This is a genomic window from Burkholderia sp. Bmkn7, assembly GCF_041103175.1.
Lineage (GTDB): Bacteria > Pseudomonadota > Gammaproteobacteria > Burkholderiales > Burkholderiaceae > Burkholderia > Burkholderia cepacia.
Map to the genome: position 1 here is coordinate 510,377 of NZ_JBGCUH010000001.1, position 25,588 is coordinate 535,964.

The following is a 25,588-nucleotide window of genomic DNA, read 5'->3' on the forward strand; positions in this document are numbered from 1 at the left end:
ACGCAGGGCGTTTGACGATTTCATTCCTGGCTCGCCGGAGACGCGCTCGATCATCGCGGTTCGCGATCCGCATTCAAGCGACGAATGTGTGCATCGCAACAATCCATTTCATTCACGGCAATCGTAACGGTAAGGTGAACGCACGTTCGAATTTGATCGAGCGATCCGAAACCACCCTGTGACGATGCCATGACAACGAACCGCGATCGACCTGCCAAAGTGTCAGCCCCGACTTCCGGTGTCACGCCGGCAGGCGGCAATGCGCGTACGGCGGGCCCGCGCCTGCCGGCCAGGCTGGTGGGCCCGATCGTGCTCGGCACGCTGCTCAACGCGCTGAACTCGTCGATGATCGCGGTCGCGCTCGTCAGCATCCAGCAGGCGTTCAATCCGCACGGGCATGAACGCATCGACACCCTGTGGCTCGTGTCGGGCCTTTATCTCGCGACGGCCGTCGGCCAGCCGACGATGGGGCGACTGGCCGACCGGTTCGGCGCGAAGCGGATCTTCTGCATCGGCCTCGCGATCGTGTTGATCGCGTCCGCGCTCGCGCCGTTCGCACCGTCGCTCGGGTGGCTGATCGCGTCGCGCGTCGCGCTCGGCATCGGCACGTCGGCCGCGTATCCGGCCGGCATGGCGATGATCCGCACGTGGTCGCAGCGGCACGCGAACGGCGCGACGCCGACGGGCGGGCTCGGCGCGATCTCGGTGGCGGCACAGGTGGCCGTCGCGTTCGGGCCGCCGCTCGGCGGCGCGCTCGTGCAGTTCGCCGGCTGGCGCGCGATCTTCTGGATCAACGTGCCGATCGTGCTGCTCGCGTTCGTGCTGGCGTGGCTGTGGATTCCGGCCGACGTCGCCCCGCGCGGCGCGCAGCAACGCCGCACGCTGCGTGGCACGCTGAAGGAACTGGACCTGCCGGGCGTCGTGCTGTTCGTCCTGACGCTCGCGAGCCTGCTGCTGTTCCTGCAATCGGTCACGCACGATCCCGACTGGCTGCTGCTCGTCGCGACGCTGGTGCTGTGCCCGGTGCTGGTCGGGCACGAGCGGCGGGCGGCGACGCCGCTGATCGACATCCGCATGCTCGGCGACAACCGTGCGCTCACGAGTACGTACCTGCGTTGCGTCGGCACCTACGCGGTGTTCTACGCGATCTTCTATGCGCTGCCGATGTGGCTGCAGGAGGCCAAGCGCCTGTCTGCCGCCGACGCCGGCCTCGTGATGCTGCCGGTCGCGGGGATCGGCACCGTGGCGACGATGCTCGCGACCCGCCTCGCACACGGTCACGGCTCGCGGCCGGTGCTGATCATCGGTTCCGCGATGCTGTGCGTCGGCAGCGTCGTGATGAGCCTGCTCACCAGCGCGATGCCGGTCTGGTCGATCGTACTGCTATCGATCGTGTTCGGCGTGCCGAACGGCTTCAACAATCTCGGAAACCAGGCCGCGCTCTACCAGAGTGCGCCGCACGACCGGATCGGCACGGCCTCGGGGCTGTACCGCACTGCGCAGTATGTCGGCGGCAGCCTGTCGTTTGCGCTCGTCGGGCTGGCGCTCGGCCATCCGGCGAGCGATCGCGGCCTGCGCGAGCTGGCCATCGTCCTGGCGGTCATCAGCGTGCTGCTGCTGCTCAACGCAGCGTCGAGCCGGCACCTGGATACCGCCGCTTCTTCCATCCCCCAACAGAAGTGAGGTTTTGACATGTCCACTCCGACGCTCAATCGCGCGGTCGCCCTGGTCGCCATCGATCTGCAGAACGGCATCGTGTCGCTGCCGGTCGTGCCCTACACCGGCGCGCAGGTCGTGGCGAAGACGGTCGAGCTCGCGACCGCGTTCCGCGCGTTGAAGCTCCCCGTGATCTACGTGCACACGAGCTACCAGCCGGACGGCGGCGTCGCGCTGAAGGTCAGGACGGATGCGCCGTCGGCGCCGCCGAATCTCGACCCCGAATGGAGCGCGTTCACGCCGGCGCTCGGCGTCGGGCCGTCCGACATCGTCGTGACGAAGCACCAGTGGGGCGCGTTCACCGGCACCGACCTCGACGTGCAGCTGCGTCGTCGCGGCATCACGGACATCGTGCTGACCGGGATCGCAACCAACATCGGCGTCGAATCGACGGCGCGCCAGGCATACGAGAACAACTACAACGTCGTCGTCGTCAGCGACGCGGTCAGCACGTCGTCCACCGACGCGCAGACCTTCGCGCTGACGCAGATCTTCCCGAAGCTCGGGCAGGTCGCCGCGACGGCCGACGTGGAGGCGGCACTGAAGCAGGCGTATTCGCGCTGAACGAAGCGGCGTGTTCGGCGTGCACCATTCAAACAGAGTCATTTACCGAGGCATGACGATGATCAAGACCGATGCATGGGTTCTCTACGCAGGACCGGAACCGAGCAGGAAGCAGGCGCCCGTGGCGGGCGAACTGCGTCGCGAGACCTTCGAATTCTCCGATCTGGAAGCCGACGAGGTGCTGGTCGAGCCGCTGTACGGATCGTGGGAGGCGAACCTCGACCACGCGCTGTCGCGCAATCCGGTCGACATCTGCCGGCAGCGCCGCGAGGACAAGATCGTGCTCGGCAACGGTGCGCTGGTGCGCATCGTCGAGCGCGGCAGCGGCGTGAAGACGCTGAAGGAAGGCGAGATCTGCATGGTGATGCCGTTCGGCAAGCGCGACGAATACGGGTTCGCCGAGCTCGTCTACGCATACGACGCGCCGGGCACGATCGGCGTGATGGCGCAGCGGACCAAGATGCGCGCCGACAACCTCGTGGCGGTGCCGACGGACAGCCGGCATTCGCTGCTGCAATGGGCGACGTACGGCCGCTACTTCACCGCGTGGGACAACTGGAAGGTGGCGTCGACGTGCTGGCGCTCGCAGCTGCCGGACGTCGATCCGGCCGACTACCTGGTGTTCGGCTGGGGCGGCGGCACGACGCTCGCCGAACTGCAGCTCGCGAAGCGCGAGGGTTTTCGCGTCGCGATGACGGCGAGCAACGACCGGCGCCTCGAGGAGCTCGCGAAGCTCGGCATCACGCCGGTCGATCGCCGCAAGTTCCCGAACCTCGCGTATGACGACGAACGCTACAAGACCGACCCGGAGTACCAGGCGAGCTATCGCGAGTCGGAGCGCGTGTTCGCGGAGACGATCGCGGAGCTGAGCGGCGGCCGCGGCGTCGCGATCTTCCTCGACAACCTCGGCGGCGCACTGTATCGCGCGACGATGCGCGTGGTCGGCCGCACCGGTATCGTCACGACGGTCGGCTGGAAGACCGGGATGCGCCTGTGGAACCTGCGCGCGACGGAGTGCATCAACCGCCGCCTGCACATCCACACGCACGCGTGGCGCTACGACGACAGCATCACGATCCGCGATTTCCAGGAAACGAGCGGCTGGATCGGCGAGGAGCCGACCGAGATCTTCGATTTCGACGAGGTGCCGAAGCTCGCGTCCGACTACCTGAACGGGAAGATCCAGACGTATTTCCCGATCTACCGGATCAACGCCGTCTGAGCGGCAGGTCGCGCGCCGCGCCCGCATCGCTGCAAGACGATTAGTCATGCAGATGATGTCGGTGTGCGGCGCGCCGTGCAATCCATCTGACTGGAGAACGGCATGGCCACTGTGGAAATGGGGGGCGTCGACACCGGTGCGGCGTCGGACGCGTCCAAACCGGCGCCGCTCGACGGCATTCGCGTGATCGACGCCGCGACGTTGTTCGCGGGGCCGCTCGCGGCGACGATGCTGGCGGACTACGGCGCCGACGTGATCAAGGTCGAGCATCCGGACGGCGATCCGGCACGCAAGTACGGTGCGCGTCGCGGCGACGTGCCGTTGTGGTGGAAGGTGCTCGCGCGCAACAAGCGGGCGGTCACGCTGAATCTCGGCACGGCCGACGGCCAGCGGATCTTCCGCGAAATGGCGGCGCAGGCGGACGTGGTCGTCGAGAATTTCCGGCCCGGCACGCTCGAACGCTGGGGGCTCGGTTACGACGTGCTGTCCGCGATCAACCCGCGGCTCGTGCTCGTGCGGGTGACGGGCTTCGGGCAGTTCGGCCCGTATGCGAGCCGCCCCGGCTTCGGGACGCTGGCCGAGGCGATGAGCGGGCTCGCGTCGGTCACCGGCGAGGCCGACGGGCCGCCGCTGCTGCCGTCGTTCCCGCTCGCGGACACCGTCGCGGGGCTGAACGCCGCGTTCGCGATCATGACGGCGCTGAAGGCGCGCGAGCACACCGGGCGCGGCCAGGTCGTCGATCTCGCGATCATCGAGACGATGCTCGCCGCGATGGGCGCGCAGGTCGCGAGCTACGACCAGACGGGCCGGGTGCCCGAGCGCACCGGCAATCGTTCACCGAACAATTCGCCGCGCGGGGTGTACCGCACGTCGGACGGCAAGTGGGTCGCGCTGTCGACGTCGGCGCACAGCATCGCGGAGCGCGTGATGCGCCTCGTCGGCCGTGCGGACCTGATCGACGAACCCTGGTTCGCGAACGGCGCCGAGCGCGCGAAGCATGCGGACGAACTGGATGCGGCGGTCGGCGGCTGGATCGCGCAGCGCTCGCGCGACGACGTGATCGCCGAGTTCGAGCGCGCGCAGGCGGCGGTCGCGCCGATCTACGACGTTGCCGACGTGCTCCGCGATCCGCAGTACGCGGCGCTCGGCTCGGTCGTGTCGGTGCCCGATGCGGAGCTCGGCGCGTTCCGCACGCACAACGTGCCGTTCCGGCTGTCCGACACGCCCGGCGCGATCCGCTGGGGCGGGCCGGCGCGCGGCACGCACAACGACGAAGTATTCGGCGCATTGGGGCTGGAGCGGCACGAGATCGCCGATTTGACCGAACGGGGCATTGTATGAAAACCAGCGCAACCTACCGCAGTTACCTCTACGTGCCCGCGCACAAGGCGCAGGTGGTGGACAAGGCGTATGCAAGCGAGGCCGATGCCGTCGTGCTCGACCTCGAGGATGCCGTGCCGGCCAGCCACAAGGCCGAAGCACGCGAGGCGGCCGCCGCGATTCTCGCGGAAGGGCCGCCGAAGCCGACCTACGTGCGGATCAACCCGATCGGCAGCCCGTGGTGTCGCGACGACGTTGACGCGATCGCGCAGCCGGCGCTGCAGGCGCTGCGGCTGCCGAAATGCGACCTGCCGCAGCATATCCAGGAAGTGGCGGGCTGGCTCGACGCGCTCGGCAGCGAGGCGGGCATCCAGATCCTGATCGAGTCGGCGTACGGCGTCGAGACGGCTTACCAGCTCGCGACCGCGTCGCCGCGGCTCGAACGGATCGGGCTCGGCGAGAGCGACCTGCGCGCGGACCTGCAGATCGGCGTCGACAACTTCACGCTCGAGGTGTGCCGCGCGCGCTGCGTCGTGGTGTCTCGCGCGGCGGGGCTCGCCGGGCCGATCCAGACCGTCTATCACACGCTGCCCGATCTCGACGGGCTGAGGGAATCGACGTTGCGCGCCAAGTCGATGGGGTTCCTCGGCCGCTTCGCGATTCATCCGTCGCAGCTCGCGGTGATCAACGAGGTGTTCACGCCGTCGGAAGACGAGATCCGCGCGGCCGAGCGGGTGCTCGAGGCGGTCGATGCGGCAGCGGGCAAGGCCTCGGCGTCGTCGGTCTTCGTGCTGCCGGACGGCCGCGTGGTCGCGCCGCCGCTGATCGCCAACGCGCGCGTGACGCTCGCGCTCGCGAACAATCTTCGACTCAGTGGAGCACTGGCATGAGCACACCCGAGACGCTTTCCGCTCCGGCGGCCGCCGCCGATCCGGTGGCACCGGCCCGGCCCGCGCCGCCCGACGGCATCGTCGGCGCGCTCGGCCGCTTCGCGGCGGAGGTGCGCGCCGGAGGGCTGGAATACCGGCTGCGCGTCGAGGCCGCCGCGCGCGTGCTCGACGTGGTCGGCAACAGCCTGATTGCGCACGACGAACCGGTCGTGCAGTCGGTGCTGCAGGTCGCACGGCGCTGGGCGGGCACCGGCCCGGCGAGCGTGATCGGCGCGCCCGACCGGCTGCCCGCCGCGAGTGCCGCGCTCGTCAACGGCACGCTCGCGCATGCGATGGACTTCGACGATTCGCACATGCTGTCGGTGCTGCATCCGAGCGCGTCGGTGATTCCGGCCGCGCTCGCCGCCGCGCAGGCGAGCGGCGCGTCGGGTGCGGCGCTGCTCGATGCGATCACGGTCGGCACCGAGGTGTGCATCCGGCTGGGCGTCGCGGCCTACAACGAGCGGCTTGGCAATTCGGTGTTTTTCGAGCGCGGCCAGCACGCGACGTCGATCTGCGGCACGGTCGGCGCGGCAGCGGCCGCGGCGATGCTGCTCGGGCTCGACGCCGCGCAGATCGCGGCGGCGCTCGGCATTGCCGCGAGCATGGGCGCGGGCCTGCTCGAAGCGAACCGCACCGGCGGCTCGGTGAAGCGGATTCACTGCGGCTGGGCGGCGCATGCGGGCGTGAGCGCGGCGGAACTGGCGGGCGCGGGCGTCACCGCGCCGCCGACCGCGCTTGAAGGCCGCTTCGGCTTCTTCTACGCATGGTGCGGCGACCTCGCCGACGTCGACGCGGTGCTGCGCGACCTGGGCGACGAATGGGAGACGAGCCGGATCATCTTCAAGCCGTATCCGTGCAACCACTTCACGCATCCGGGCATCGACGCGGCGCTGCAACTGAAGGCGCAAGGCGTGACGGCGGACGACGTGGTGTCGGCCGAGCTGCGGGTCGCGACGTCGACGCTGCGCACGATCGGCGAGCCGGCGGAGTTGAAGGCGAATCCGCCGAACGGTTATGCGGCAGCGTTCTCGGGGCCGTACACGGTCGCGGCGGCGCTGCTCGGCGGCGGCGGGCTCGGCGTCTGGTTCGACGATTTCGACGATGCGCTCGCGCGGGACCCCGCACGGCGCGCCCTGGCCGCGAAGGTGCGTTGCGTGGCCGATCCATGGTGCGATGCGCGCTTTCCGCATTTCCTGCCGGCCGTGCTGCGCGTCGAGCTGCGCGACGGGCAAGTGCGAGAGGCGTGGATCGAGTCGAGCAAGGGCACGAATTCGCGGCCGCTGACCGAGCAGGAACTCACCGCGAAATTCGTGCTGGCGGCGAGTTCGGCGCTCGGCATGGAGCGCGCGCTCGCGCTGCGCGACGCGGTACGGTTGCTCGCCGACGATGCGCCGCTCGATGCGCTCGCGGCGCTGACGTCGGGCATTGAAGGAGGACACCGATCTTGAATGCACCCCGCTGGAAAAAGCGGCCGCCCGGCTCGAACTGGGGCGACTTCGGTCCCGACGATCAGAAGGGGCGGCTGAACTGGCTGACGCCGGACAAGGTGCGGCAGGGCGCGGCCGAAGTGCGGGAGGGGCTGTCGTTCTCGCTGAGCCTGCCGCTCGACGTGCCGCGCGGCGGCGGGCTGAACGCGCGACGGCGGCCACCGGCGATCATGCCGGCGCTGCTCGGCGACAAGCCGTATTTCGGTTATCGCGCGGACGAACAGGTTGCGAACGCAACCGATGTGGTCTGCGACGATTCGTTCTGCATGCACTCGCAGTTCTCGACGCAATGGGACGGCCTGTCGCACGTGGGCGGCGTGTTCGACGCGGACGACGACGGCGTGCCTGAAATCGTGTTCTACAACGGCTTCCGGATGGGCGAGCATCTGCGGGTGCCGCAAGAGGGCGACGCGACGGGCGGCGCGCACGCGCTCGGCATCGAGGTGATGGCGCAGACGGGCGTGCAGGGGCGCGGCGTGCTGATCGACCTGCGGCGTCATTTCGGCGACGCGCGCACGAAGGTCGGCTTCGCGGAACTGATGCAGGTGATGGAGGCGGACCGGGTGCAGGTCGAGCGCGGCGACATCGTCTGCATTCACACCGGCTTTGCGGATCTGCTGCTGAACGACGATGGCGGATCGCCGGCGACGGTCGCGAGCGCGTGCGTGCTGGACAGCGGCGATGCGCGGCTGCTGCAATGGATCGACGAATCGGGGCTGGCCGCGCTCGTGGCCGACAACCATGCGATCGAGGAACGTCCGCAACATGCGCAGCCGCTCGCGCAACCGGGCGCGCTGATGCCGCTTCACGAACTGTGCCTGTTCAAGCTCGGCATTCACCTCGGCGAGCTGTGGCACTTGACGCCGCTCGCGAACTGGCTGCATGCACACGGCCGGAACCGGTTTCTGCTGACCGCGCCGCCGCTGCATATCCGCGGCCTGGTCGGCGCACCGGCGAATCCGGTCGCGACCGTTTGAGCTTGCGGGCGGCCGCCGGGGCGGCGTTCGCCCGCATTTTTTTGCAATGCGACCTTTTTTCAAAAATCGCGAATCAAATGACCGATTGGTACGGTATCCGGAAGAATCGACGCGAAACGGACCAACTAATTTAAAAAATTAACCAATACCGCTCGATACCTAAAAATATAGATACGTCAAGATTGGACTATTCTTGTGCATTGCACTAAATATCAGGGGATTGCTCCGATTGCGGAATTTTTCAATCGCAATCGGAGGCGGTGTTTAACCTGTTTAGTGGATGGTCGCAAACATGAATCTACGTTCGATCGATCTGAACCTGCTGGTCATACTCGATGCGCTATTGACGGAGAAACAGGTCACCCGGGCCGGCCAGAAGGTCGGCCTCACGCAGCCGGCCGTCAGCAACGCGCTGGCGCGGCTGCGGTTCCTGTTCAAGGACGAGATCCTTGCGCGCACCGCGGTCGGCATGGAGTTGACGCCGCGCGCACAGGCGCTGGCGATGCCGATTCGACAGATCATGCAACAAATCGAGGAATTATTTGAATCGGATTATCAATTCAATCCTTTTACGTCCGAGCGCCATTTCACGTTGCGCATGTCGGATCTCACCGAATTGCTTTTGCTGCCGGCTCTGCTCCGCTGCATGCGCTTGACCAGCCCGAATATCGGCATGGACGTCGTGCACATGAGTGCGGCCAAGACCGCCGACGCACTCGAATCCGGGCTGCTCGACCTGGCGATCAGTGCCGGCCTCGAACATTCGGGCGCGCTGTCGTCGCAAATCGTGTTTCATGACCGGATGGTCTGCGTGATGAGCCGCAGCCATCCGGAAGCGGGCATGCCGCTGACGCTCGAACGGTTCCTCGCGCTCGACTTCCTCAACGTGACGATCAATCCGGTCGACCACAGCCTGGTCGACAACCTGCTTGCGAACATGAACTGCACGCGGCGCATCGCGCTCAACGTGCCGCACTGGCTCGTCGTGCCGAACATGCTGGATGCGCTGCCGTATGCGGTGATCATGTCGGAGCGGCATGCGCTGAGCCTCGACGATGCGCGGCTCGTGATCCGCGACCTGCCGCTCGCGATGGAGCCCGTCGCGTGGTCGCTGTACTGGCACCGGCGCTACGACGGAAGCAACGCGCACGCGTGGCTGCGCAGCCGCATCGTCGAGGTCGCGGAAGCGCTCGAACGGCACGGCGTCGCGGCGGAAGCTTAGGGTTCGTTCACGTCGGTCAGCCGACGACGAGCAGCGGCGGCAGCGTCGCGATGTCGGGCTGCTCGTCGAGCCGCCACAGGTAATCGAGCGCCGCGCGGATCTGCGCCGGGCCCCAGTGCCGCCGGCAGTTCTTCGTGAACTTCGCGTCGTAGTCGTCGCGCCGCATCGGCTGCGTCGGCGAGCCGGGCAGGTCGTCCACCTGCTTCGTGCAGGTCGACCCGTCTTCGCACACGGCCGTCACCCGGTTCGGCGCGTGCGCGGGATAGCGGGCGGTCAGCGCCGGGTCCTCGCGCACCGTGATCCGCTCGATCAACGCGCGCAGCGCCGGATCGTGCAGCGCGTCGGGCCGGTAGCTCTCGGTCGTGATGTCGCCGTCGAGCATCGCGCGCGCGACGATGTACGGCAGGCTGTGATCGGCGGTCTCGTGCGTCGACGGCGCCCATTTTTCGCGGTCGCGGCCGGCCGTCACATAACCGACTTCGGTCGTGTCGATCTCGATGCGCCGGATGCGGCGCAGGTCGCCGACCTGCGCGGCGACGTCGAGCGCGGCTGGAATCGCGGTCTGCGTGAGCCCTTGCGCGGGATAGAACTTCACGAAGCACTTGCCGATCCGGAACGCGCCGCCGCGCCCGCCGAATTCGCGCGTGTCGACGGCGAACGGCCCGGACACCTGCGGAAAGAATCCCGCCATGCCTTCGAAGATCGGCGCGGGGCCGGTCAGCCCGGCGCGCGCGAGCTGCGTCGAGAACACCGCGTTGCGCGCCGCGTCCGCATCGGCGAGCGCCTTCCAGTTCGACAATTCCTGGACGCGCGTCTGGTTCAGCGCGAGATGGCTGTTGATCGACAGGTTCACCGCCTGCACCAGCTGCGGCGCGGGCATGCGCATCAGCTTGCCCGCGGCGAGCGCGACGGCGGGCAGGCTGTAGCACGTGTGGTCCCAGCCGCGCGGGCTGATCGCGGCGGCGTCCATCAGCCGGCACGCGATCTCGTAGGCGATCGCGATCGACAGGATCAGGTCGCGGCCGTTCGCATGCTGCGCTTCGGCGACCGCGAGGCACGCGGACATGTTGTCGCTCGGATGGCCGGTCTCCTTGCCGGCGTACGCGTCGTTGAAATCGTAGTAGCGCAGTGCGGTGCCGGTCGCGAACGCGGCGAGATCGGGGCTCGTGCGCTGGTTCGTGCCGACGATCGTCGACACGCCGCCCGGCGACGCGAGCGCCGCGTCGCGCGCGATGCGTACCGGGCGTTCGTCGTGCGCGGCGATCGCGCAGCCGAGCGCGTCGATCAGGTGCGCCTTGATCGTCTCGATCGTCGCGGCGTCGAGGTCGCGATACTGCAGCCCGGCCGCGTAGTCGGCGAGCTGCTGCGCGAGATCGGGGCGGCCGGGGGCGGCGGCGGCCGGCAGCACGCCCGCGCGGGCGTGGGCCAACGGCAGCGCAAGCGCCGCGCCGGTCAGCGTGGAAAGGAAGTGGCGGCGGTTCATTGTGCGAAGACTCCGAAGGTTCCTGAAACTGGGGAGAGGCGAGGTCAGAACAGCTTGCGCAGGCCGAGTGCCACGCCCGCGCTGCTGGCGCGGTCGCCGGCCAGCGTGTAATGGAGGAAGTTGTAGTTGTAGTTGTCGAAATCGAGCGCGGCGCGGCGCGCGTAGCCGCCCGCCAGGTACAGCGTGACGGCTTTCGACAGGAAGTAGTTCAGCTGCAGCGTGACCTGCTGCGGGTTGGCCGGGTGCGGCGTGGGTGTCTGCGCGTTCGGCGCATTCTGCGCGCGGATGTCTTCGTAATAGAACGCGCCGACCGCCTGCAGGTAAGGGGTGATCGCGTAGCGCACGCCGGCCCACCAGAACGTGTAGCGCGTCACGACCGACGGCGCGGCGACGCCGCTCTGGCCGTACGTGACGCCGGCCAGCAGCTGCGCACGTCCGACGGACGCGATCGCGGCGGCGGCGTAGCGGCGGAAATGCGCGAAGCCGCCCGGCTGCGGGGTGTTGACGTTGTCGAACGCGGCGGCGAGCGAGAATGCGCCGCCGGCATAGTCGAAGCCGGCGCCATAAGCGGCGTTCGACTGGAACGCGCCGGGTGTGCCGCCGAACGAATAGTGCGTTTCGAGCGTCAGCGGGCCGATCTTCGCCAGGTACTTGGCGACGTTGTTCTCGCGGAAGTTGACGCCGACGATCGCGCCGGCCGGCTCGTACAGCGTCGAGTACGCGCCCGTCGGCGAATAGCGCTCCATCACGTCGAACAGCGTCGTGTACTGGTGGCCGAGCCGCAGCGCGCCCCAGCGCTCGTGCTGCAGCCCGACCCATGCGGAGCGGTCGAAGCCGCCCGCGCCGGTGCCGGTACCGTTGTTCAGGTTGATGCCGCTTTCGAGCCGGAACGCGGCCTGCCAGCCGCCGCCGAGGTCCTCGACGCCCTTCAGGCCCCAGCGCGAGCCGCTCTTGCCGCCCGACGCCATTCGCACGAGCGATGTCGACGACTTGTCGCCGGGCGCGGCCTGATGGTTGAGGAATTCCGTATAGATGTCGGCCACGCCATACAGCGTGATCGTGCTCTGCGCGCAGGCGCCGGCCGATACGAGGCCCAGTCCGCACAGTGCGGACATCCGCTTGCCCATGGTTTGTCTCCTTCCAGGGTTTGTTTTTTGTTTGAGTTCGGCGCCGCGCCGGTCGAGCGGTGCGGCGGTACTGCGGGGCGACGCTATCCGGGCCGGGTGGCGAACGGACGGCATCGTGACGGGACGCGTGCGCGCACCGCGCGACGCGCGCATGGACGCGCGGCGATGAAGGGCGGCGCCCGCATTACCGGGGCACGCCGTCGGCGCGCGCCTGTACCGCCGCGTGACGCGCGAGCACGCGCTTCGCGCGGGCGACGCCGGGCGCGTCGACCATCCGGCCGTCGACGCGCAGCGCGCCGCGCCCGTTCGCGCGTGCGTCGTCGTAGGCGGCCAGCACCGCGTGTGCGTCGCGCACCGCGGCGTCGTCGGGCCGGAACGCACGGTTGAGCGCGCCGACCTGCAACGGGTGGATGCAGGTCGCGCCCGCATAACCGAGCTCCGCGGACGCGCGCGCGATGCGCTCGAACGCGTCGAGATCGCGCAGTTCGTCGAGGCCGCCGATGAGGCCGAGCGGCAGGATGCCGGCGGCGCGCGCGGCGATGATCAGCAACTGTTTCGGCACGCGCAGCACATCGGCGCTCGCACCGCTTTCGCAGTTCAGCGCGAAATCGCCGCCGCCCAGCATCATCGCGACGACGCGCGGCGACGCCTGCGCGATCCGGTCCATTGCCTGGAACGCGCGCGGCGTTTCGACGATCGCGACGATCCGCGTGCGGCCGGGCAGCGCGCCGGCTTCTTCTTCGAGCGCGGCCAGCAGTTCGTCGATCGCCTCGATGTGCGAGCCGCCGCGCACCTTCGGCAGCACGACGCCGTCCACGCCGGCCCGGACGGCCGCGCGCAGGTCGGGCACGAGCTGGTCGAGCGGGCCGTTGGCGCGCACCAGCAGGTCGCGGCCCGGCGCGCGCAGCGCCGGCACCGCGTCGGCCAGCCCGTCGCGGGCGGCCGCCTTGCATGCGGGCGGGACGCTGTCCTCGAGATCGAGGATCAGCGCATCGGCGTCGCTCGCGGCGGCCGATGCGACGAAACGGGGGACGTGCGCGGGGACGTACAGTAGCGAGCGCCAGACGGGTTGTGACGATGAATTCATCTACGGTATCATAAAATGAAAGTCACTTTCATTTTTGTGGTGGATGACCGCATTCGTCAAGATTATCGTTAACGCCTAGTATCAAGGAACATTGCAGGATGATGACCGAACGAAGCTGTGCGGATTCATGTTGATGTCATCGACGATCTGCGTATAATGAAAGCGACTTTCATTTTTAGATGCCGGCCGCCGTAACGTGGCACCGACCTGACACGAACGGCCCGGCATCGCACGAGGTGGACATGAACAAGGTGGAGACAAGCAGTCCGGCAGAGGGCGGCGTGGCCGCGGTCAACCGCGCGCTGACCGCGCTGCTGGCATTCGGCAACGCGCCAGGCGGGCTGATGCTCGCGCAGGTGAGCGAGGAGACGGGGCTCAACATGAGCACGCTGTTGCGGATGTTCGAGTCGCTCGAGCAGTTCCGCTTCATCAAGCGCCTGCCGGACGGGCGCTATGTGCTGGGGCCCGCCGTGTTCCAGCTCGGGATGATGTATCGCGAGTCGTTCCAGCTGCGCGAGTACGTGATGCCGATCCTGTCGAGGCTGTCGGCGGAAACCGGCGAGACAGCCGCGTTCTACGTGCGTGAAGGCGACCAGCGCGTGTGCCTGTTCCGCATCCAGGCGCAGCGCTCGGTGCGCACGCACCTGCGCGAGGGCGACCGCTTCCCGCTCGACGTCGGCGCGGCCGGGCGTGTGCTGCTTGCGTTCAGCGGCACGCGCGGCGGCGACTACGAGAAGACGGCCGAGCAAGGCTACGCGGTATCGATCGCCGAGCGCGATCCGGAAAGCGCGGCGATCGCGTGCCCGGCATTCGGCGTCGGCCGCGTGCTCAGCGGCGCGATCTCGCTCGGCGTGCCGCGTTACCGCTTCAACAAGAAGGTGCTGGCCGACTACCTGCCGCGCGTGCAGGCGGCCGCCGCCGAGCTGACGCATGCGCTCGGCGGCGATCTGCCCGCTGCCGGCGCGGCATTTCGCGCGGCCGACCAGCTCGGCGCGCTGCTCGAGTAGCGCCGCGCGCGGCTGAGCGCGCCTCGAAGGCCGCTTCGAAGTCCGCCTTGCAGTCCGTCTCGCACGACGCATACACCAACCAGGAGACAAGCATGTTCGTTACCGACCCGCAGGCCGCTCACGCGGCCGGCGCGCACCGTCGCGCGTCCACCGGCCCGATTCATCCGAAACCGTTCGACGCCGGCGCGCAGGGGCCGCTCGCGGGCGTGCGCGTCGTCGACCTGTCGCGCCTGATGGCCGGCAACATGCTGAGCGTGCAGCTCGCCGATTTCGGCGCGGACGTCGTGAAGGTCGAGAGCGAGCGCGGCGATACGCTGCGCGCGGTCGGGGCGGGCGGGATCAGCACGAACTGGAAGGTATACGGGCGCAACAAGCGCAGCGTGTGCGTCGACCTGCGCGCGCCCGAGGGCATCGACATCGTCCGCCGGCTGGTGCGCGACGCGGACGTGTTCGTCGAAAGCTTCAAGCCTGGCGTCGCCGAGAAGATGGGGCTCGGCCCGGACGACCTGCTCGCGATCCGTCCCGAGCTGGTGATCGCGCGGATCTCCGGCTGGGGGCAGACCGGGCCGTACCGTCACAAGCCGGGCTTCGGCACGCTCGCGGAAGGCTATGCGGGGTTCGCGGCGATCAACGGCTTCGCCGATCGCGAGCCGGTGCTGCCGCCGATGTTCCTCGGCGACATGACGGCCGGGCTGTCCGGCGCGATCGCCGTGCTGGTCGCGCTGCATGCGCGCGACGTGCACGGCGCGGCAGGGCAGGTGATCGACGTGTCGCTGTTCGAGCCGCTGCTGTCGATCCTCGGCCCGGCCGCCGCGAACTACGTGATGACCGGCAAGATCAAGGAACGCACCGGCAGCCGCTCGTCGAACACCGCGCCGCGCAACGCGTATCGGGCCCGCGACGGCAAGTGGCTGTGCCTGTCGAGCTCGACGCAGGCGATGGCCGAGCGGCTGTTCCGCGCGATCGGCCGCGCGGAGCTGATCGACGATCCGCGCTACGCGACCAACGTGCAGCGCGTGCAGCACGCGGAAGCACTCGATGCGATCGTCGGCGAATTCATCGCCGCACGCGATCTCGCTGACAATCTCGCGTTCTTCGAAGAAGCGGGCGTGACGGTCGGGCCGATCCAGGATATCGCGCAGATCGTTCAGGATCACTACGTGATCGAGCGCGAGGCGCTCGTCGAGCTGCCGGACGACGACGTCGGCAGCCTGCCGATGCACAACATCACGCCGCGCCTGTCGGCCACGCCCGGCACGTTTCGCCGGCCCGCGCCCGCGCTCGGCGAGAACAATCGCGAGATCCTGCTGCCGCTGCTCGGCGAACGCGAATACGAGCGGCTCGCGGGGCTGGGCGTGATCCGCACGCGGTAGGCGCGACGTGCGACGTGCGATGCGGCCGCGAAGGACGGCCGCCGCACCCTGGACATTGCATGGAGGAGACACCATGGAACCACGCTGGACCCATCGGCCGCCCGGCTCGAACTGGGGAGATTTCGGCCCGGACGATCAGAAAGGGCGCCTGAACTGGCTGACCGCCGACGCGGTGCTGCGCGGCGTCGCGGAGGTGCGCGAAGGCCGCGTGTTTTCGCTGAGCCTGCCGCTCGACGTGCCGCGCGGCGGCGGGTTGAACGCGCGGCGCCGGCCGCCGGCGATCATGCCGGCGCTGCTGGGCGACAAGCCGTATTTCGGCTATCGGGCGGATGAACAGGTTGCGAACGCAACCGATGTCGTCTGCGACGATTCGTTCTGCATGCATTCGCAGTTCTCGACGCAGTGGGATGCGCTGTCGCACGTCGGCTCGCTGTTCGATCCGGCGGGTAACGGCGAGCGGGCCCGCGTGTTCTACAACGGCTACCGGATGGACGAGCACATCCAGGTGCCCGAAGCGGGTGCGCCGCGCGGCGGCGCGCGTGCGCTCGGCATCGAGGTGATGGCGCAGACGGGCGTGCAGGGGCGCGGCGTGCTCGTCGACCTGCGGCGCCACTTCGGCGACGAGCGGCGCAAGATCGGCTACGCGGAGTGGATGGCGGTGCTGCGCGCGGACGACGTGATCGTCGAGCGCGGCGACATCGTGTGCGTGCATACGGGCTTCGCCGATCGCCTGCTCGACGCCGACGCGCGCGGCGAACCCACCGCGCCGGACGTGTGCTGCGTGCTCGACGGCAACGACGCGCGCCTGCTCGAATGGATCGACGCGTCGGGGCTCGCCGCGCTCGCGGCGGACAACCACGCGGTCGAGGAGCGGCCGCGCGATGCGCGGGCGCGCGAGCGGCCCGGCGCGCTGATGCCGCTGCACGAGCTGTGCCTGTTCAAGCTCGGCATTCACCTCGGCGAGCTATGGCACCTGACGCCGCTCGCCGACTGGCTGCACGCGCACCGGCGCAACCGCTTCCTGCTGACCGCGCCGCCGCTGCACCTGCGCGGGCTCGTCGGGTCGCCGGTCAATCCGGTCGCCACCGTATGAACGCCGGCGCCGCGCGCATGCCGCGCCGGCGCCGGGTGTGCCGCTTCGCCGCTTCGCCGCTTCGCGCAGGCCGCGCGGGCGGATCATCGAGGAATCGCCATGTCCCACTCCCATGCGGCGTCGATCGCCGCCCGCATCGACCGCCTGCCCGCGACGGCCACCATCTGGACGCTCGTGCTGTTCCTGAGCGTCGGCGGGTTTTTCGAGGTCTACGACCTGTTCCAGATGACCTACCTGCCGCCCGGGCTGATCCGCGACGGCATCTTTCACGCGGGCTCGCACGGCGTGCTCGGCATGTCGGACCAGGGCGCGCTCGGCGCGGCGACGTTCGCCGGGCTGTTCGTCGGCGAGATGTTCGTGTCGCGCCTCGCGGACCGCTTCGGGCGGCGCGCGCTGTTCACCGGCGCGCTGCTGCTCTACACGGCGGCGAGCCTGGCGATGTGCGTGCAGACGCATGCGCTCGGCATCCTCGTGTGCCGTTTCATCGCGGGCTGCGGCATCGGCGCGGAGCTGATCACGATCGGCGCGTTCCTGACCGAGCTGGTGCCGAAGGCGGTGCGCGGCCGCGCGTTCGCGCTGTGCTTCGCGGTCGGCTATCTCGCGATGCCCGTGCTGGCGCTGGTGTCGTGGTTATGGGTGCCGCACGATCCGCTCGGCATGTCCGGGTGGCGCTGGGTCGTGCTGCTCGGCGGCAGCGGCGCGGTTTTCGTCTGGTGGCTGCAGTCGCGGTTGCCGGAGTCGCCGCGCTGGCTCGCCCACACGGGCCGCGAGGCCGAGGCCGAAGCCGTGCTGCAGCGGCTCGAGCAGGCCGTCGAGCGGGAATCCGGCCGGCCGCTGCCCGCAGTCCCGACGCCGGTCGCGGCGGCCGCGGCCACTGCCGCACAGCGCGCGCCGTCGATGTGGGATGCGCGGCATCGCGGCCGCACGACGATGCTGATCGCGTTCAATGCCTTCCTGAGCATCGGTTTCTTCGGCTTCAGCCAGTGGCTGCCGACGCTGCTCGCCGCGCAGGGCGCGAGCGTCACGAAGAGCCTCTGGTATGCGTTCGTGATCGCGTTCGCGTATCCGGTGTCGCCGTTCGTCGCCGGCCTGCTCGCCGACCGGGTCGAGCGCAAATGGCTGATCGTCGCGTCGGCGTTCGGCGTCGCGCTGTTCGGCACCGCGTTCGCGATGTCGGCGCAGGCGCCGTTCGTGATCGCGTTCGGCCTGCTCGTCACGCTGTCCAACACGGTGCTCGCGAGCAACGGCACCGCGTACCAGTCGGAAGTGTTTCCGACCGAGATCCGCGGGCGCGCGCTCGGCTTCGTGCATTCGATCGGCCGCCTGACGGGGATCGCGAGCAGTTTCATCGTCGCGCTGCTGCTCGAACGCGCGGGGGTGCCGGCCGTGTTCGTGCTGATCGGCGGGAGCATGCTGATCGTGATGGTGTCGATCGGCGTGTTCGGGCCGCGTACCAACAACCGGGCTCTGGACGAGATCGCGGACGGCGCCGGGAACGCGGCGGCGTTGCGCGGGCTCGCCGAAGCGCCGACCGGGCGTGTCGATGGGCGGCGAAAATTGGGCTAGCATCCTGATTCATCGCGGCAACCGGGCACCTCGCCCATCGACCATCGCCATGAAACCCGTTGCCGTCGTATTGCACGGCCCGACCAGTGCAGGGAAGAGCAGCCTGGCCAGGGCGCTCCAGCAAGGGTCGGACGTGCCGACGTTTCACGTCTCGCTCGACGCGTTCGTCGAGATGTCGCGCCGACGTGACATGCGATCGGACGAGGAGCTGAATCAGGCGCTGAGACTCCACCAGCTCAACCTGCAGTCGACGCTCGCACGGATCGCGGCCAGCCATTTCGAGATCGTGCTGGATCTCGTGCTCCGGGATCCGGCCGCGCTCGACGCATGCCTTGCCGCGCTGTCGCCGCGGCAGACCTTCGTCATCGGCGTGACGTGCCCGCTGGACATCCTCGAACAGCGCGAACGCGCGAGGCCCGATCGCGGCGAGGGCATGGCCCGATCCCAGTTCGGGCATCCGGCTTATTCGCGGCCTTACGCGCTGCGCATCGACACGTCGACATGCACGCCGGAAGAAGGCGCGCGCCGCATCCGTGCCCACGTCGACGCGCAGCGCGAGTGATCGTCGTCGCGCTCGATCGTGACAGGCCGCGTTCTCCCTTAAACTCGCCGGCACCGGATGTCATCGGCCATGCGGATGATGTCGTTCGCACGCGACAAATCGCATTGTGCGGAGAAACGGGACATTCTCGATGAAACCGATTCCGAAGCGTTTGTGCCGATAACCGCTTTTTCATGTTTCGAACGGATTGAAAGCGAATTTCAAGCGGATTTACGCGCCGACAGGCCATGTGGAGCGGTTCCAGCGGGTAAACGCCAGGTTATGGGCCCGCCGTGTCCAGACAGGGGATTCATGGATTGAATGCGCGCCGATTCAAAATATAAATTTCGGAAAGACTTTGGCACGGGATATGCTTCGCAGTTCTTATCCGAATGGATCATGCGTCGGCTATTCGTCGGAAAAATCAGGCAGGAGCATGAACATGAACCGCCCGGATCTGACAAGCCGATTGTTTAGAGGATGAACAGTTTGTGAATTCGGCGCGGCAGTGCGAAGCTGCCCGCGGAACAGCGTCGTACACGGATTGAGTTGGGTGACTTGAAACGCAGGCCGTAACTCCTAGCGACGGCCACTACTGACAGTTCAGGATATGACATTACTGATTGGGGTCCCTCTGGAGACGGCCAACGAGGAACGGCGCGTAGCGACGGTTCCCGACGTGGTCGAAAAGCTGATCAAGCTCGGGTTCTCGGTGGCCGTGCAAAGCGGTGCAGGCACCGGCGCGAACTTCAGCGACGACGACTACCGCAAGGCCGGGGCCGAAGTCGTGGCGACGGCCGCCGATCTGTGGGGCCGCAGCGATATCGTCCTCAAGGTGCGCCCGCCGAGCGGCGAGGAAGTCGCGCTGATGCGTGACGGCAGCACGCTGGTCGGTTTCGTCTGGCCGGCGCAGAACCCCGAACTGATGCAGCAGCTGGCCGCGAAGCGGGCCACGGTGCTGGCGATCGATTCCCTGCCGCGCACGCTGTCGCGCGCGCAGAAGATGGATGCGCTCACGTCGATGGCCGGCGTGAGCGGCTACCGCGCCGTCATCGAGGCGGCCCATGCGTTCGGCCGTTACTTCAACGGGCAGATCACGGCCGCGGGCAAGGTGCCGCCGGCCAAGGTGTTCGTCGCCGGCGCCGGCGTGGCCGGCCTCGCGGCCATCGGCACGGCCGCCGGCCTCGGCGCGATCGTGCGCGCCAACGACACGCGCGCGGAAGTGGCCGACCAGGTCAAGTCGCTCGGCGGCGAATTCGTCAAGGTCGACTACGAGGAAGAGGGCTCGGGCGGCGGCGGTTACGCGAAGGTGATGAGCGAAGGCTTCCAGCAGGCACAGCGCGCGATGTACGCGCAGCAGGCCAAGGACGCGGACATCATCATCACCACCGCGCTGATTCCCGGCAAGCCGGCACCGAAGCTCATCACGGCCGAGATGGTGCAGTCGATGAAGCCGGGCAGCGTGATCGTCGACATGGCCGGCGAGCAGGGCGGCAACTGCGAGCTGACGGTGCCGGGCGAGGCGGTGGTGCGCCATGGCGTGACGATCGTCGGCTACACGGATCTCGCGTCGCGCCTGGCACGACAGTCGTCGACGCTGTACGCGACCAACCTGCTGCGCGTGATCGAGGAGCTGTGCAAGGCGAAGGACGGCACGATCAACGTCGACTTCAACGACGACGCGATCCGCGGCCTCACGGTCATCAAGGAGGGCAACGTGACCTGGCCGCCGCCGCCGATCCAGCAGCCGGCCGCGGCACCGAAACCCGCCACGCCGCCGGTCGCGGCAGCCGCGTCCAAGGGCCACGGGCACGGCAGCGGCGCGCCGATGTCGGCGAAGTCGCTCGCCATCACGTTCGCCGTCGGCGCACTGGTGTTCCTGCTGGTCGGCCAGTTCGCGCCGGCCACGTTCCTGTCGCACTTCACGGTGTTCGTGCTGGCCTGCTTCGTCGGCTACATGGTGATCTGGAACGTCACGCCGTCGCTGCATACGCCGCTGATGAGCGTCACCAACGCGATCTCGTCGATCATCGCGATCGGCGCGCTGGTGCAGGTCGCGCCGCCGCTGGGCGAGGCCGCGGCGGAGGGCCGTCCTTCGGGGCTGATCCTCGGCCTGGCGGTGGGTGCGCTGACGCTCACGGCCGTCAACATGTTCGGCGGCTTCGCGGTGACGCGCCGCATGCTGGCGATGTTCCGCAAGTAAGGAGACGACAACAATGACTTCCAACCTGACTACCGTCTCCTATATCGGCGCGGCCATCCTCTTCATCCTCAGCCTCGGCGGGCTGGCGAACCCCGAGACCGCGCGCCGCGGCAACCTGCTCGGCATGATCGGCATGCTGATCGCCGTGCTCGCCACCGTGCTCGGCCCGCGCGTGTCGGCCGAAGGCATTCCTTATATCGTGGCTGCACTCGTCGTCGGCGGCGCCGTCGGCCTCGTCGCCGCGAAGAAGGTGCAGATGACGCAGATGCCCGAACTGGTTGCGCTGATGCACAGCCTGGTCGGTCTGGCGGCGTGCCTGGTGGGTTTCGCGAGCTACATCGATACGTCGGTTCAGTTCACGGGTGCCGAGCACGCGATCCACGAAGTGGAAATCTACGTAGGCATCCTGATCGGCGCGGTGACCTTCGCGGGCTCGGTCATCGCGTTCGGCAAGCTCTCCGGCAAGATCGGCGGCAAGCCGCTGCTGCTGCCGGCACGGCACTGGCTCAACCTCGCCGCGCTGCTGATCGTGATCTATTACGGTCGTGCGTTCCTGCATGCGGAGACGATCCAGGACGGCATGACGCCGCTCATCGTGATGACGGTGGTGTCGCTGCTGTTCGGCGTGCACATGGTGATGGCGATCGGCGGCGCGGACATGCCCGTCGTGGTGTCGATGCTCAACAGCTACTCGGGCTGGGCGGCGGCGGCCACCGGCTTCATGCTCGGCAACGACCTGCTGATCGTGATCGGCGCGCTGGTGGGCTCGTCGGGTGCGATCCTGTCGTACATCATGTGCCGCGCGATGAACCGCAACTTCATCAGCGTGATCGCGGGCGGCTTCGGCACCGGCAGCGGTGCGCCCGCGGCGGCAGGCGCCGGCGCGCAGCCGGCCGGCGAAGTGGTGGCGGTGAGCGCGCTGGAGACGGCCGAGCTGCTGCGCGATGCCAAGAGCGTGATCATCGTGCCCGGCTACGGGATGGCGGTGGCGCAAGCCCAGCACACGGTGCATGAACTCACGAAGGTGCTGCGCGAGAAGGGCGTCGACGTGCGCTTTGCAATCCATCCGGTGGCCGGCCGCATGCCGGGGCACATGAACGTGCTGCTCGCCGAGGCGAAGGTGCCTTACGACATCGTGATGGAGATGGACGAGATCAACGGCGATTTCCCGGAAGCCGACGTGTCGATGGTGATCGGCGCGAACGACATCGTGAACCCGGCCGCGCAGGAAGATCCGGCCAGCCCGATCGCCGGCATGCCGGTGCTCGAGGTGTGGAAGGCGAAGACGTCGATCGTGATGAAGCGCAGCATGGCGTCAGGCTACGCGGGCGTCGACAATCCGCTGTTCTACAAGGACAACAACCGGATGCTGTTCGGCGATGCCAAGAAGATGCTGGACGAAGTCTTCGGGGCGTTGAAGGCCTGACGATCGGGGCGCACGGGCGCACGGGCGTATGGGCGTATGGGCGTATGGGTGCGCGGGTCGAACGGCGGGTTGATCGGGGCCCGGCACGCCCGCCATGCGTATCGGGAAGGTCACGGAAGTGCGAGACGGAATCGGGTGTTTCGCACTTCCGGAAAAAAGCGCGATCGATCGACGGTGCGCGGATCGACGAACCACGCGATTGATGCCGTTGGCGCGGGCGGCGGCTCCATCATCGGCATGACGATTGCCGGAGCCTGGCCGGCCGCTGGAATGGTGCTGGTCGACCGCAGTCCCGTGTGAAGGTGCTATCGCGCGTAACCGCACGAATCAGGCACCAGATCCTTGCCAGCCGCCGATACCGCAGCTTGCCGTGACCGCTACTGGCGCCTCTCCTCGTCGTTCCTCATGTCACGCAGCCGCGCCGGTTTTTTCACACGACCGCGCGTGACGATGTCGCCTACCCAGCCGCTCCCAGTTCCGCGAAACTGGTGATCCTCGCGTCGCATGCGCGCGCCAGCGCCAGGTCGTGACTCGAAAAAAAGACGGCACAGTCCGCAGCCAACGTCCTGAACAGGTCGACGAGTACCGCACGCGACGCGGCGTCGAGCCCGTTGCCCGGTTCGTCGGCGATCACGACGGTGGGCGCGCCGAGTGTCGTCGCCGTCAGGAACAGTTTCTTGCGCGTGCCGAGCGACATCTGCTCGAAGCGCTTGTCCATATGCGGGGCGAGCCCGAATCGATCGGCCAGCTCGAGCGTGCGGGTGTCGACGACGGTTTTCTTGGCGGCCGCCACGAGATCGAGAAACGCGCGACCGGTCTGGAACGGATACGTCAGGCAATCGTCGGGTACGTACGCCAGCGCGGATTTCGCCGCGAGCGGCGCGGTGCGCAGCGAATGGCCGCCGAGCCAGACCTCGCCTTCGTCCGCGTCGATCGTGCCGGCGAGAATGGCGAGCAACGTCGACTTGCCGCTGCCGTTTTCGTCGCACAGCGCCACGCACCCGGCGCCGGATGCGAAGTTGAGCCCTTGGAAGATGACGCGCTTGTCGAAGCGCTTGCCGAGATTGTCGAAGCGGAGCATGGATCGGGTAATCAAACGAAAACTTGCCAGGCCAGCGTGACCCAGACCACGGTCAGCGCGATGCCCAGCAACACGGATTGTCGGGACGCGTAGCGTTGCGGCAGATAGTGTAATGCGACGAGCGGTGCGCCCGAACACACGAGCGCCGCCGCCATCCGCGATGACAGCACGCCGTGCGTCACCAGCAACAGCGGCGCGACGGCGGCGAACGGCAGCGCCAGCGCGGCAACGGTCAGCCAGTCGGCCCGGCGCTTCGCAAAGGTCGACAGCGGCAACGATTGCATGAAGTGCGACGCATGCAGGTGCGCCGCTCCCAAATCGCGATAGGTCGTCGCCGCGATCAGCATGATGACGGCCTGCGCGATCAGCGTCAGCGGAACGGCGCGCTGGTCGAACCCCCAGAGCGCAAGCAGGAAGCATGTCGAAGCGGTGACCGCACCCATCATCAGGCAGTGCCCGGCGGTGCTCGCGGCGCGGTCCCGCAGGATGCCGACCTGCAGCCTCGCGATGGGCGGCAGCCCGCTCCGGACACGGACGCGGATCGCATCCGCGATACGACGCGAGAACGCCCCCGGCATTTCCGAACGGGCGGCCCGCGCAGGGGCCGTATGCGCAATCGTGAAAGCGGCGAGCAACAATGCCACGGTCAGCCACGCGGGACGTAACGCGCCCTCGGCGTGAAAGCCGCCGATCAGGAAGACGTTGGCAACGATCAACGCGATTGCATTGCGCAGGTTGCGCGACAGCGCGGTCAATTGCCATCCGAGCGTGATCAGGAACAGGTCGAGAACGAACAGGTAGTTGATCGCCTTTTGCGGCAGGAAGGCGAGCGCGATGGCGGCGGCAAGCACGGGCAGCAGCAGCGGCGTACTCGCGACGATCACGACGATCGTGTCGATGGCGCGACGGCGGCCGTTGGAGACGGGCAAGGACGCGAGGAAGGTGACGAACGGCCCCCCGGTGATCGCACGACGCTGCGCCAGCACCCACAGGATGCCCACGGCTTCGAGCAGGTGCACCCACGCGAACCGCCATTCGATGCCATGCGACGGTGCCAGTGCCGCGAGTACCGGCGCACCCAGAATTCGCGTCTGCGAAAACACCGGCATCGCCGGCAGCAACAGCATGGCCAGCAGGAGCAGCGCCTGCCAATGCCTGCGCAGCAGGTTTGACGTCGCGAGTGCGTACCACCTGAGTCGGCAAGACAACATCGCTTCCAGCTCCCTTTCACCGAGCAAATGAACCCGGCATCCTGCCACGGTGGTCGTCGCGGCACAACCACTCCCGCCTTTGGCGGCCGGGGCGGCACGCGCGAGATCGCCGTGCCGCATGAGACACCGACGCCGCGAATCGCCGCGTCGGCCGCGCAAACGGGTGGGTCACGGTGGCACGAGGCCTTCGTCGGCGTGGCATCGGGATTCACGCGCACGACGCCGCCGCGGACCGTTCGGCAGATGCCGGACAGGTGCGCGGCAAGTCGAGACACGCGCGTCATACGGCTCGGGTATGCTGGACGAATGCCGGGCGGATGAGCAGGCAGGACCGCAACACGGCACGCCACACCACACGCGATCGCATCGCAATCACCGGCCGCACCGGGCCGATTTCAACTCAGGAACAGGGATTCGACATGGCGGAACTGGACAACGAGCTGTATGAGCGGATCGGCGCGCTGAGCGACGCGGGCGATGCGTTGATGGAAGACGGCGACTACGAAGGCGCACTGGAGAAATTCCGGGCGGGATTCGACCTGCTTCCCGAGCCGAAAACGAACTGGGAGGCCGGCACGTGGTTGATGGCCGCGATCGGCGACGCGAATTTCCTTCAAGAGGACTACGCGGCCGGGTGCGAGAATCTCGGCCAGGCGATGCACTTCCCCAACGCGATCGGCAACCCGTTCCTGCACCTGCGGCTCGGCCAGTGCCAGTTCGAACTGGGCAATCTCGACCGCGCGGCCGACGAACTGATGCGCGCATACATGGCGGGCGGGCCGGAGCTGTTCGAGGACGAGGATGCCAGGTACTTGCGATTCCTTGCCACGCGTGCGGAAGGCATCGAGACGCCCTGACGCGCGCCGTGCGTGCCGGCTGGCGGCCGGCATCGCGAGCAGGCGTTGGCGGCCGCGTCGCGTCGCGCTGCCCCGCGATGCCGAGCGTTTTCT

22 protein-coding genes are annotated in these 25,588 nt (G+C 68.1%); 17 read left to right on the plus strand and 5 right to left on the minus strand.

The window, feature by feature from the left end; translation table 11 throughout:
• The first annotated feature begins 189 nt into the window (after window positions 1–189).
• The 8 genes from AB3K92_RS02200 to AB3K92_RS02235 all read left to right on the plus strand — a co-directional run bounded on the left by AB3K92_RS02200 (window position 190) and on the right by AB3K92_RS02235 (window position 9,440).
• On the plus strand, window positions 190–1,683 hold the full coding sequence (locus AB3K92_RS02200; RefSeq protein WP_258025512.1) for an MFS transporter: 1,494 nt from the start codon (window positions 190–192) through the stop codon (window positions 1,681–1,683).
• 9 nt (window positions 1,684–1,692) lie between these two features.
• Window positions 1,693–2,280: a hydrolase gene (locus AB3K92_RS02205; RefSeq protein ID WP_219704803.1), complete on the plus strand. Its 588-nt coding sequence runs from the start codon at window positions 1,693–1,695 to the stop codon at window positions 2,278–2,280.
• Between the two features lie 58 nt (window positions 2,281–2,338).
• On the plus strand, window positions 2,339–3,502 hold the full coding sequence (locus AB3K92_RS02210; protein WP_027792762.1) for a zinc-binding alcohol dehydrogenase family protein: 1,164 nt from the start codon (window positions 2,339–2,341) through the stop codon (window positions 3,500–3,502).
• A gap of 117 nt (window positions 3,503–3,619) precedes the next feature.
• Window positions 3,620–4,843, plus strand: coding sequence for a CaiB/BaiF CoA-transferase family protein (locus AB3K92_RS02215; RefSeq protein WP_226287686.1), 1,224 nt, complete (start codon window positions 3,620–3,622; stop codon window positions 4,841–4,843).
• Window positions 4,840–5,712 (plus strand): CoA ester lyase, encoded by an 873-nt coding sequence (locus AB3K92_RS02220; RefSeq protein ID WP_059648681.1) that lies wholly within the window; start codon window positions 4,840–4,842, stop codon window positions 5,710–5,712. The genes AB3K92_RS02215 and AB3K92_RS02220 overlap by 4 nt, the downstream gene beginning before the upstream one ends.
• Window positions 5,709–7,202, plus strand: a complete 1,494-nt coding sequence (locus AB3K92_RS02225) for an MmgE/PrpD family protein (protein ID WP_124467591.1) — start codon at window positions 5,709–5,711, stop codon at window positions 7,200–7,202. Before AB3K92_RS02220 ends, AB3K92_RS02225 begins: the two co-directional genes overlap by 4 nt.
• Window positions 7,199–8,218: a cyclase family protein gene (locus tag AB3K92_RS02230; protein WP_048027303.1), complete on the plus strand. Its 1,020-nt coding sequence runs from the start codon at window positions 7,199–7,201 to the stop codon at window positions 8,216–8,218. Before AB3K92_RS02225 ends, AB3K92_RS02230 begins: the two co-directional genes overlap by 4 nt.
• Window positions 8,219–8,510: 292 nt before the next feature.
• A complete protein-coding gene (locus AB3K92_RS02235) occupies window positions 8,511–9,440 on the plus strand; it encodes a LysR family transcriptional regulator (protein WP_048027736.1) in 930 nt (309 codons plus the stop codon).
• A 16-nt stretch (window positions 9,441–9,456) separates the two neighbouring features.
• On the opposite strand, the gene AB3K92_RS02240 is transcribed toward AB3K92_RS02235, so the two are convergent.
• The 3 genes from AB3K92_RS02240 to AB3K92_RS02250 all read right to left on the minus strand — a co-directional run bounded on the left by AB3K92_RS02240 (window position 9,457) and on the right by AB3K92_RS02250 (window position 13,137).
• Window positions 9,457–10,923: an MmgE/PrpD family protein gene (locus tag AB3K92_RS02240; protein WP_059587453.1), complete on the minus strand. Its 1,467-nt coding sequence runs from the start codon at window positions 10,921–10,923 to the stop codon at window positions 9,457–9,459.
• A gap of 44 nt (window positions 10,924–10,967) precedes the next feature.
• Window positions 10,968–12,050, minus strand: coding sequence for a porin (locus tag AB3K92_RS02245; RefSeq protein ID WP_059587455.1), 1,083 nt, complete (start codon window positions 12,048–12,050; stop codon window positions 10,968–10,970).
• Window positions 12,051–12,234: 184 nt separating this feature from the next.
• Window positions 12,235–13,137 (minus strand): CoA ester lyase, encoded by a 903-nt coding sequence (locus tag AB3K92_RS02250; protein ID WP_059485604.1) that lies wholly within the window; start codon window positions 13,135–13,137, stop codon window positions 12,235–12,237.
• A 242-nt stretch (window positions 13,138–13,379) separates the two neighbouring features.
• Between AB3K92_RS02250 and AB3K92_RS02255 the strand changes: the two genes are divergently transcribed.
• The 8 genes from AB3K92_RS02255 (at window position 13,380) to AB3K92_RS02290 (ending at window position 22,646) form a co-directional block, all read left to right on the plus strand.
• Window positions 13,380–14,144 carry an IclR family transcriptional regulator gene (locus AB3K92_RS02255; protein WP_048027293.1) on the plus strand — a complete coding sequence of 255 codons (765 nt, stop codon included), beginning with the start codon at window positions 13,380–13,382 and terminating at the stop codon, window positions 14,142–14,144.
• A 92-nt stretch (window positions 14,145–14,236) separates the two neighbouring features.
• The gene (locus tag AB3K92_RS02260) at window positions 14,237–15,517 is read left to right on the plus strand and encodes a CaiB/BaiF CoA-transferase family protein (protein ID WP_059587723.1); all 1,281 of its coding nucleotides are present in this window, start codon (window positions 14,237–14,239) and stop codon (window positions 15,515–15,517) included.
• A 73-nt stretch (window positions 15,518–15,590) separates the two neighbouring features.
• On the plus strand, window positions 15,591–16,610 hold the full coding sequence (locus tag AB3K92_RS02265) for a cyclase family protein (RefSeq protein WP_059587457.1): 1,020 nt from the start codon (window positions 15,591–15,593) through the stop codon (window positions 16,608–16,610).
• Window positions 16,611–16,709: 99 nt separating this feature from the next.
• The gene (locus AB3K92_RS02270; protein ID WP_063800608.1) at window positions 16,710–18,176 is read left to right on the plus strand and encodes an MFS transporter; all 1,467 of its coding nucleotides are present in this window, start codon (window positions 16,710–16,712) and stop codon (window positions 18,174–18,176) included.
• A complete protein-coding gene (locus AB3K92_RS02275; RefSeq protein WP_081058706.1) occupies window positions 18,154–18,738 on the plus strand; it encodes a chloramphenicol phosphotransferase CPT family protein in 585 nt (194 codons plus the stop codon). The genes AB3K92_RS02270 and AB3K92_RS02275 overlap by 23 nt, the downstream gene beginning before the upstream one ends.
• A gap of 589 nt (window positions 18,739–19,327) precedes the next feature.
• On the plus strand, window positions 19,328–20,920 hold the full coding sequence (locus AB3K92_RS02280) for a Re/Si-specific NAD(P)(+) transhydrogenase subunit alpha (RefSeq protein ID WP_059587459.1): 1,593 nt from the start codon (window positions 19,328–19,330) through the stop codon (window positions 20,918–20,920).
• 13 nt (window positions 20,921–20,933) lie between these two features.
• On the plus strand, window positions 20,934–22,346 hold the full coding sequence (gene pntB / locus AB3K92_RS02285) for a Re/Si-specific NAD(P)(+) transhydrogenase subunit beta (protein ID WP_027792749.1): 1,413 nt from the start codon (window positions 20,934–20,936) through the stop codon (window positions 22,344–22,346).
• Between the two features lie 135 nt (window positions 22,347–22,481).
• The gene (locus AB3K92_RS02290) at window positions 22,482–22,646 is read left to right on the plus strand and encodes a hypothetical protein (protein ID WP_155631437.1); all 165 of its coding nucleotides are present in this window, start codon (window positions 22,482–22,484) and stop codon (window positions 22,644–22,646) included.
• Window positions 22,647–22,803: 157 nt separating this feature from the next.
• Here AB3K92_RS02290 and AB3K92_RS02295 read toward each other — a convergent pair whose 3' ends face one another.
• Window positions 22,804–23,427, minus strand: a complete 624-nt coding sequence (locus AB3K92_RS02295) for an ABC transporter ATP-binding protein (protein ID WP_059587460.1) — start codon at window positions 23,425–23,427, stop codon at window positions 22,804–22,806.
• 11 nt (window positions 23,428–23,438) lie between these two features.
• Window positions 23,439–24,758: a hypothetical protein gene (locus AB3K92_RS02300; protein ID WP_155631438.1), complete on the minus strand. Its 1,320-nt coding sequence runs from the start codon at window positions 24,756–24,758 to the stop codon at window positions 23,439–23,441.
• A 197-nt stretch (window positions 24,759–24,955) separates the two neighbouring features.
• Between AB3K92_RS02300 and AB3K92_RS02305 the strand changes: the two genes are divergently transcribed.
• A complete protein-coding gene (locus tag AB3K92_RS02305; RefSeq protein WP_230941487.1) occupies window positions 24,956–25,495 on the plus strand; it encodes a tol-pal system YbgF family protein in 540 nt (179 codons plus the stop codon).
• Window positions 25,496–25,588: the final 93 nt, after the last annotated feature.

Coding starts and splice junctions, on each gene's coding strand:
- AB3K92_RS02200 (WP_258025512.1), top strand. CDS start 190: ATGACAACGAACCGCGATCGACCTGCCAAAGTGTCAGCCCCGACTTCC.
- AB3K92_RS02205 (WP_219704803.1), top strand. CDS start 1,693: ATGTCCACTCCGACGCTCAATCGCGCGGTCGCCCTGGTCGCCATCGAT.
- AB3K92_RS02210 (WP_027792762.1), top strand. CDS start 2,339: ATGATCAAGACCGATGCATGGGTTCTCTACGCAGGACCGGAACCGAGC.
- AB3K92_RS02215 (WP_226287686.1), top strand. CDS start 3,620: ATGGGGGGCGTCGACACCGGTGCGGCGTCGGACGCGTCCAAACCGGCG.
- AB3K92_RS02220 (WP_059648681.1), top strand. CDS start 4,840: ATGAAAACCAGCGCAACCTACCGCAGTTACCTCTACGTGCCCGCGCAC.
- AB3K92_RS02225 (WP_124467591.1), top strand. CDS start 5,709: ATGAGCACACCCGAGACGCTTTCCGCTCCGGCGGCCGCCGCCGATCCG.
- AB3K92_RS02235 (WP_048027736.1), top strand. CDS start 8,511: ATGAATCTACGTTCGATCGATCTGAACCTGCTGGTCATACTCGATGCG.
- AB3K92_RS02240 (WP_059587453.1), bottom strand. CDS start 10,923: ATGAACCGCCGCCACTTCCTTTCCACGCTGACCGGCGCGGCGCTTGCG.
- AB3K92_RS02245 (WP_059587455.1), bottom strand. CDS start 12,050: ATGGGCAAGCGGATGTCCGCACTGTGCGGACTGGGCCTCGTATCGGCC.
- AB3K92_RS02250 (WP_059485604.1), bottom strand. CDS start 13,137: ATGAATTCATCGTCACAACCCGTCTGGCGCTCGCTACTGTACGTCCCC.
- AB3K92_RS02255 (WP_048027293.1), top strand. CDS start 13,380: ATGAACAAGGTGGAGACAAGCAGTCCGGCAGAGGGCGGCGTGGCCGCG.
- AB3K92_RS02260 (WP_059587723.1), top strand. CDS start 14,237: ATGTTCGTTACCGACCCGCAGGCCGCTCACGCGGCCGGCGCGCACCGT.
- AB3K92_RS02265 (WP_059587457.1), top strand. CDS start 15,591: ATGGAACCACGCTGGACCCATCGGCCGCCCGGCTCGAACTGGGGAGAT.
- AB3K92_RS02270 (WP_063800608.1), top strand. CDS start 16,710: ATGTCCCACTCCCATGCGGCGTCGATCGCCGCCCGCATCGACCGCCTG.
- AB3K92_RS02275 (WP_081058706.1), top strand. CDS start 18,154: ATGGGCGGCGAAAATTGGGCTAGCATCCTGATTCATCGCGGCAACCGG.
- AB3K92_RS02280 (WP_059587459.1), top strand. CDS start 19,328: ATGACATTACTGATTGGGGTCCCTCTGGAGACGGCCAACGAGGAACGG.
- pntB (WP_027792749.1), top strand. CDS start 20,934: ATGACTTCCAACCTGACTACCGTCTCCTATATCGGCGCGGCCATCCTC.
- AB3K92_RS02295 (WP_059587460.1), bottom strand. CDS start 23,427: ATGCTCCGCTTCGACAATCTCGGCAAGCGCTTCGACAAGCGCGTCATC.
- AB3K92_RS02300 (WP_155631438.1), bottom strand. CDS start 24,758: ATGCGGCACGGCGATCTCGCGCGTGCCGCCCCGGCCGCCAAAGGCGGG.
- AB3K92_RS02305 (WP_230941487.1), top strand. CDS start 24,956: ATGAGCAGGCAGGACCGCAACACGGCACGCCACACCACACGCGATCGC.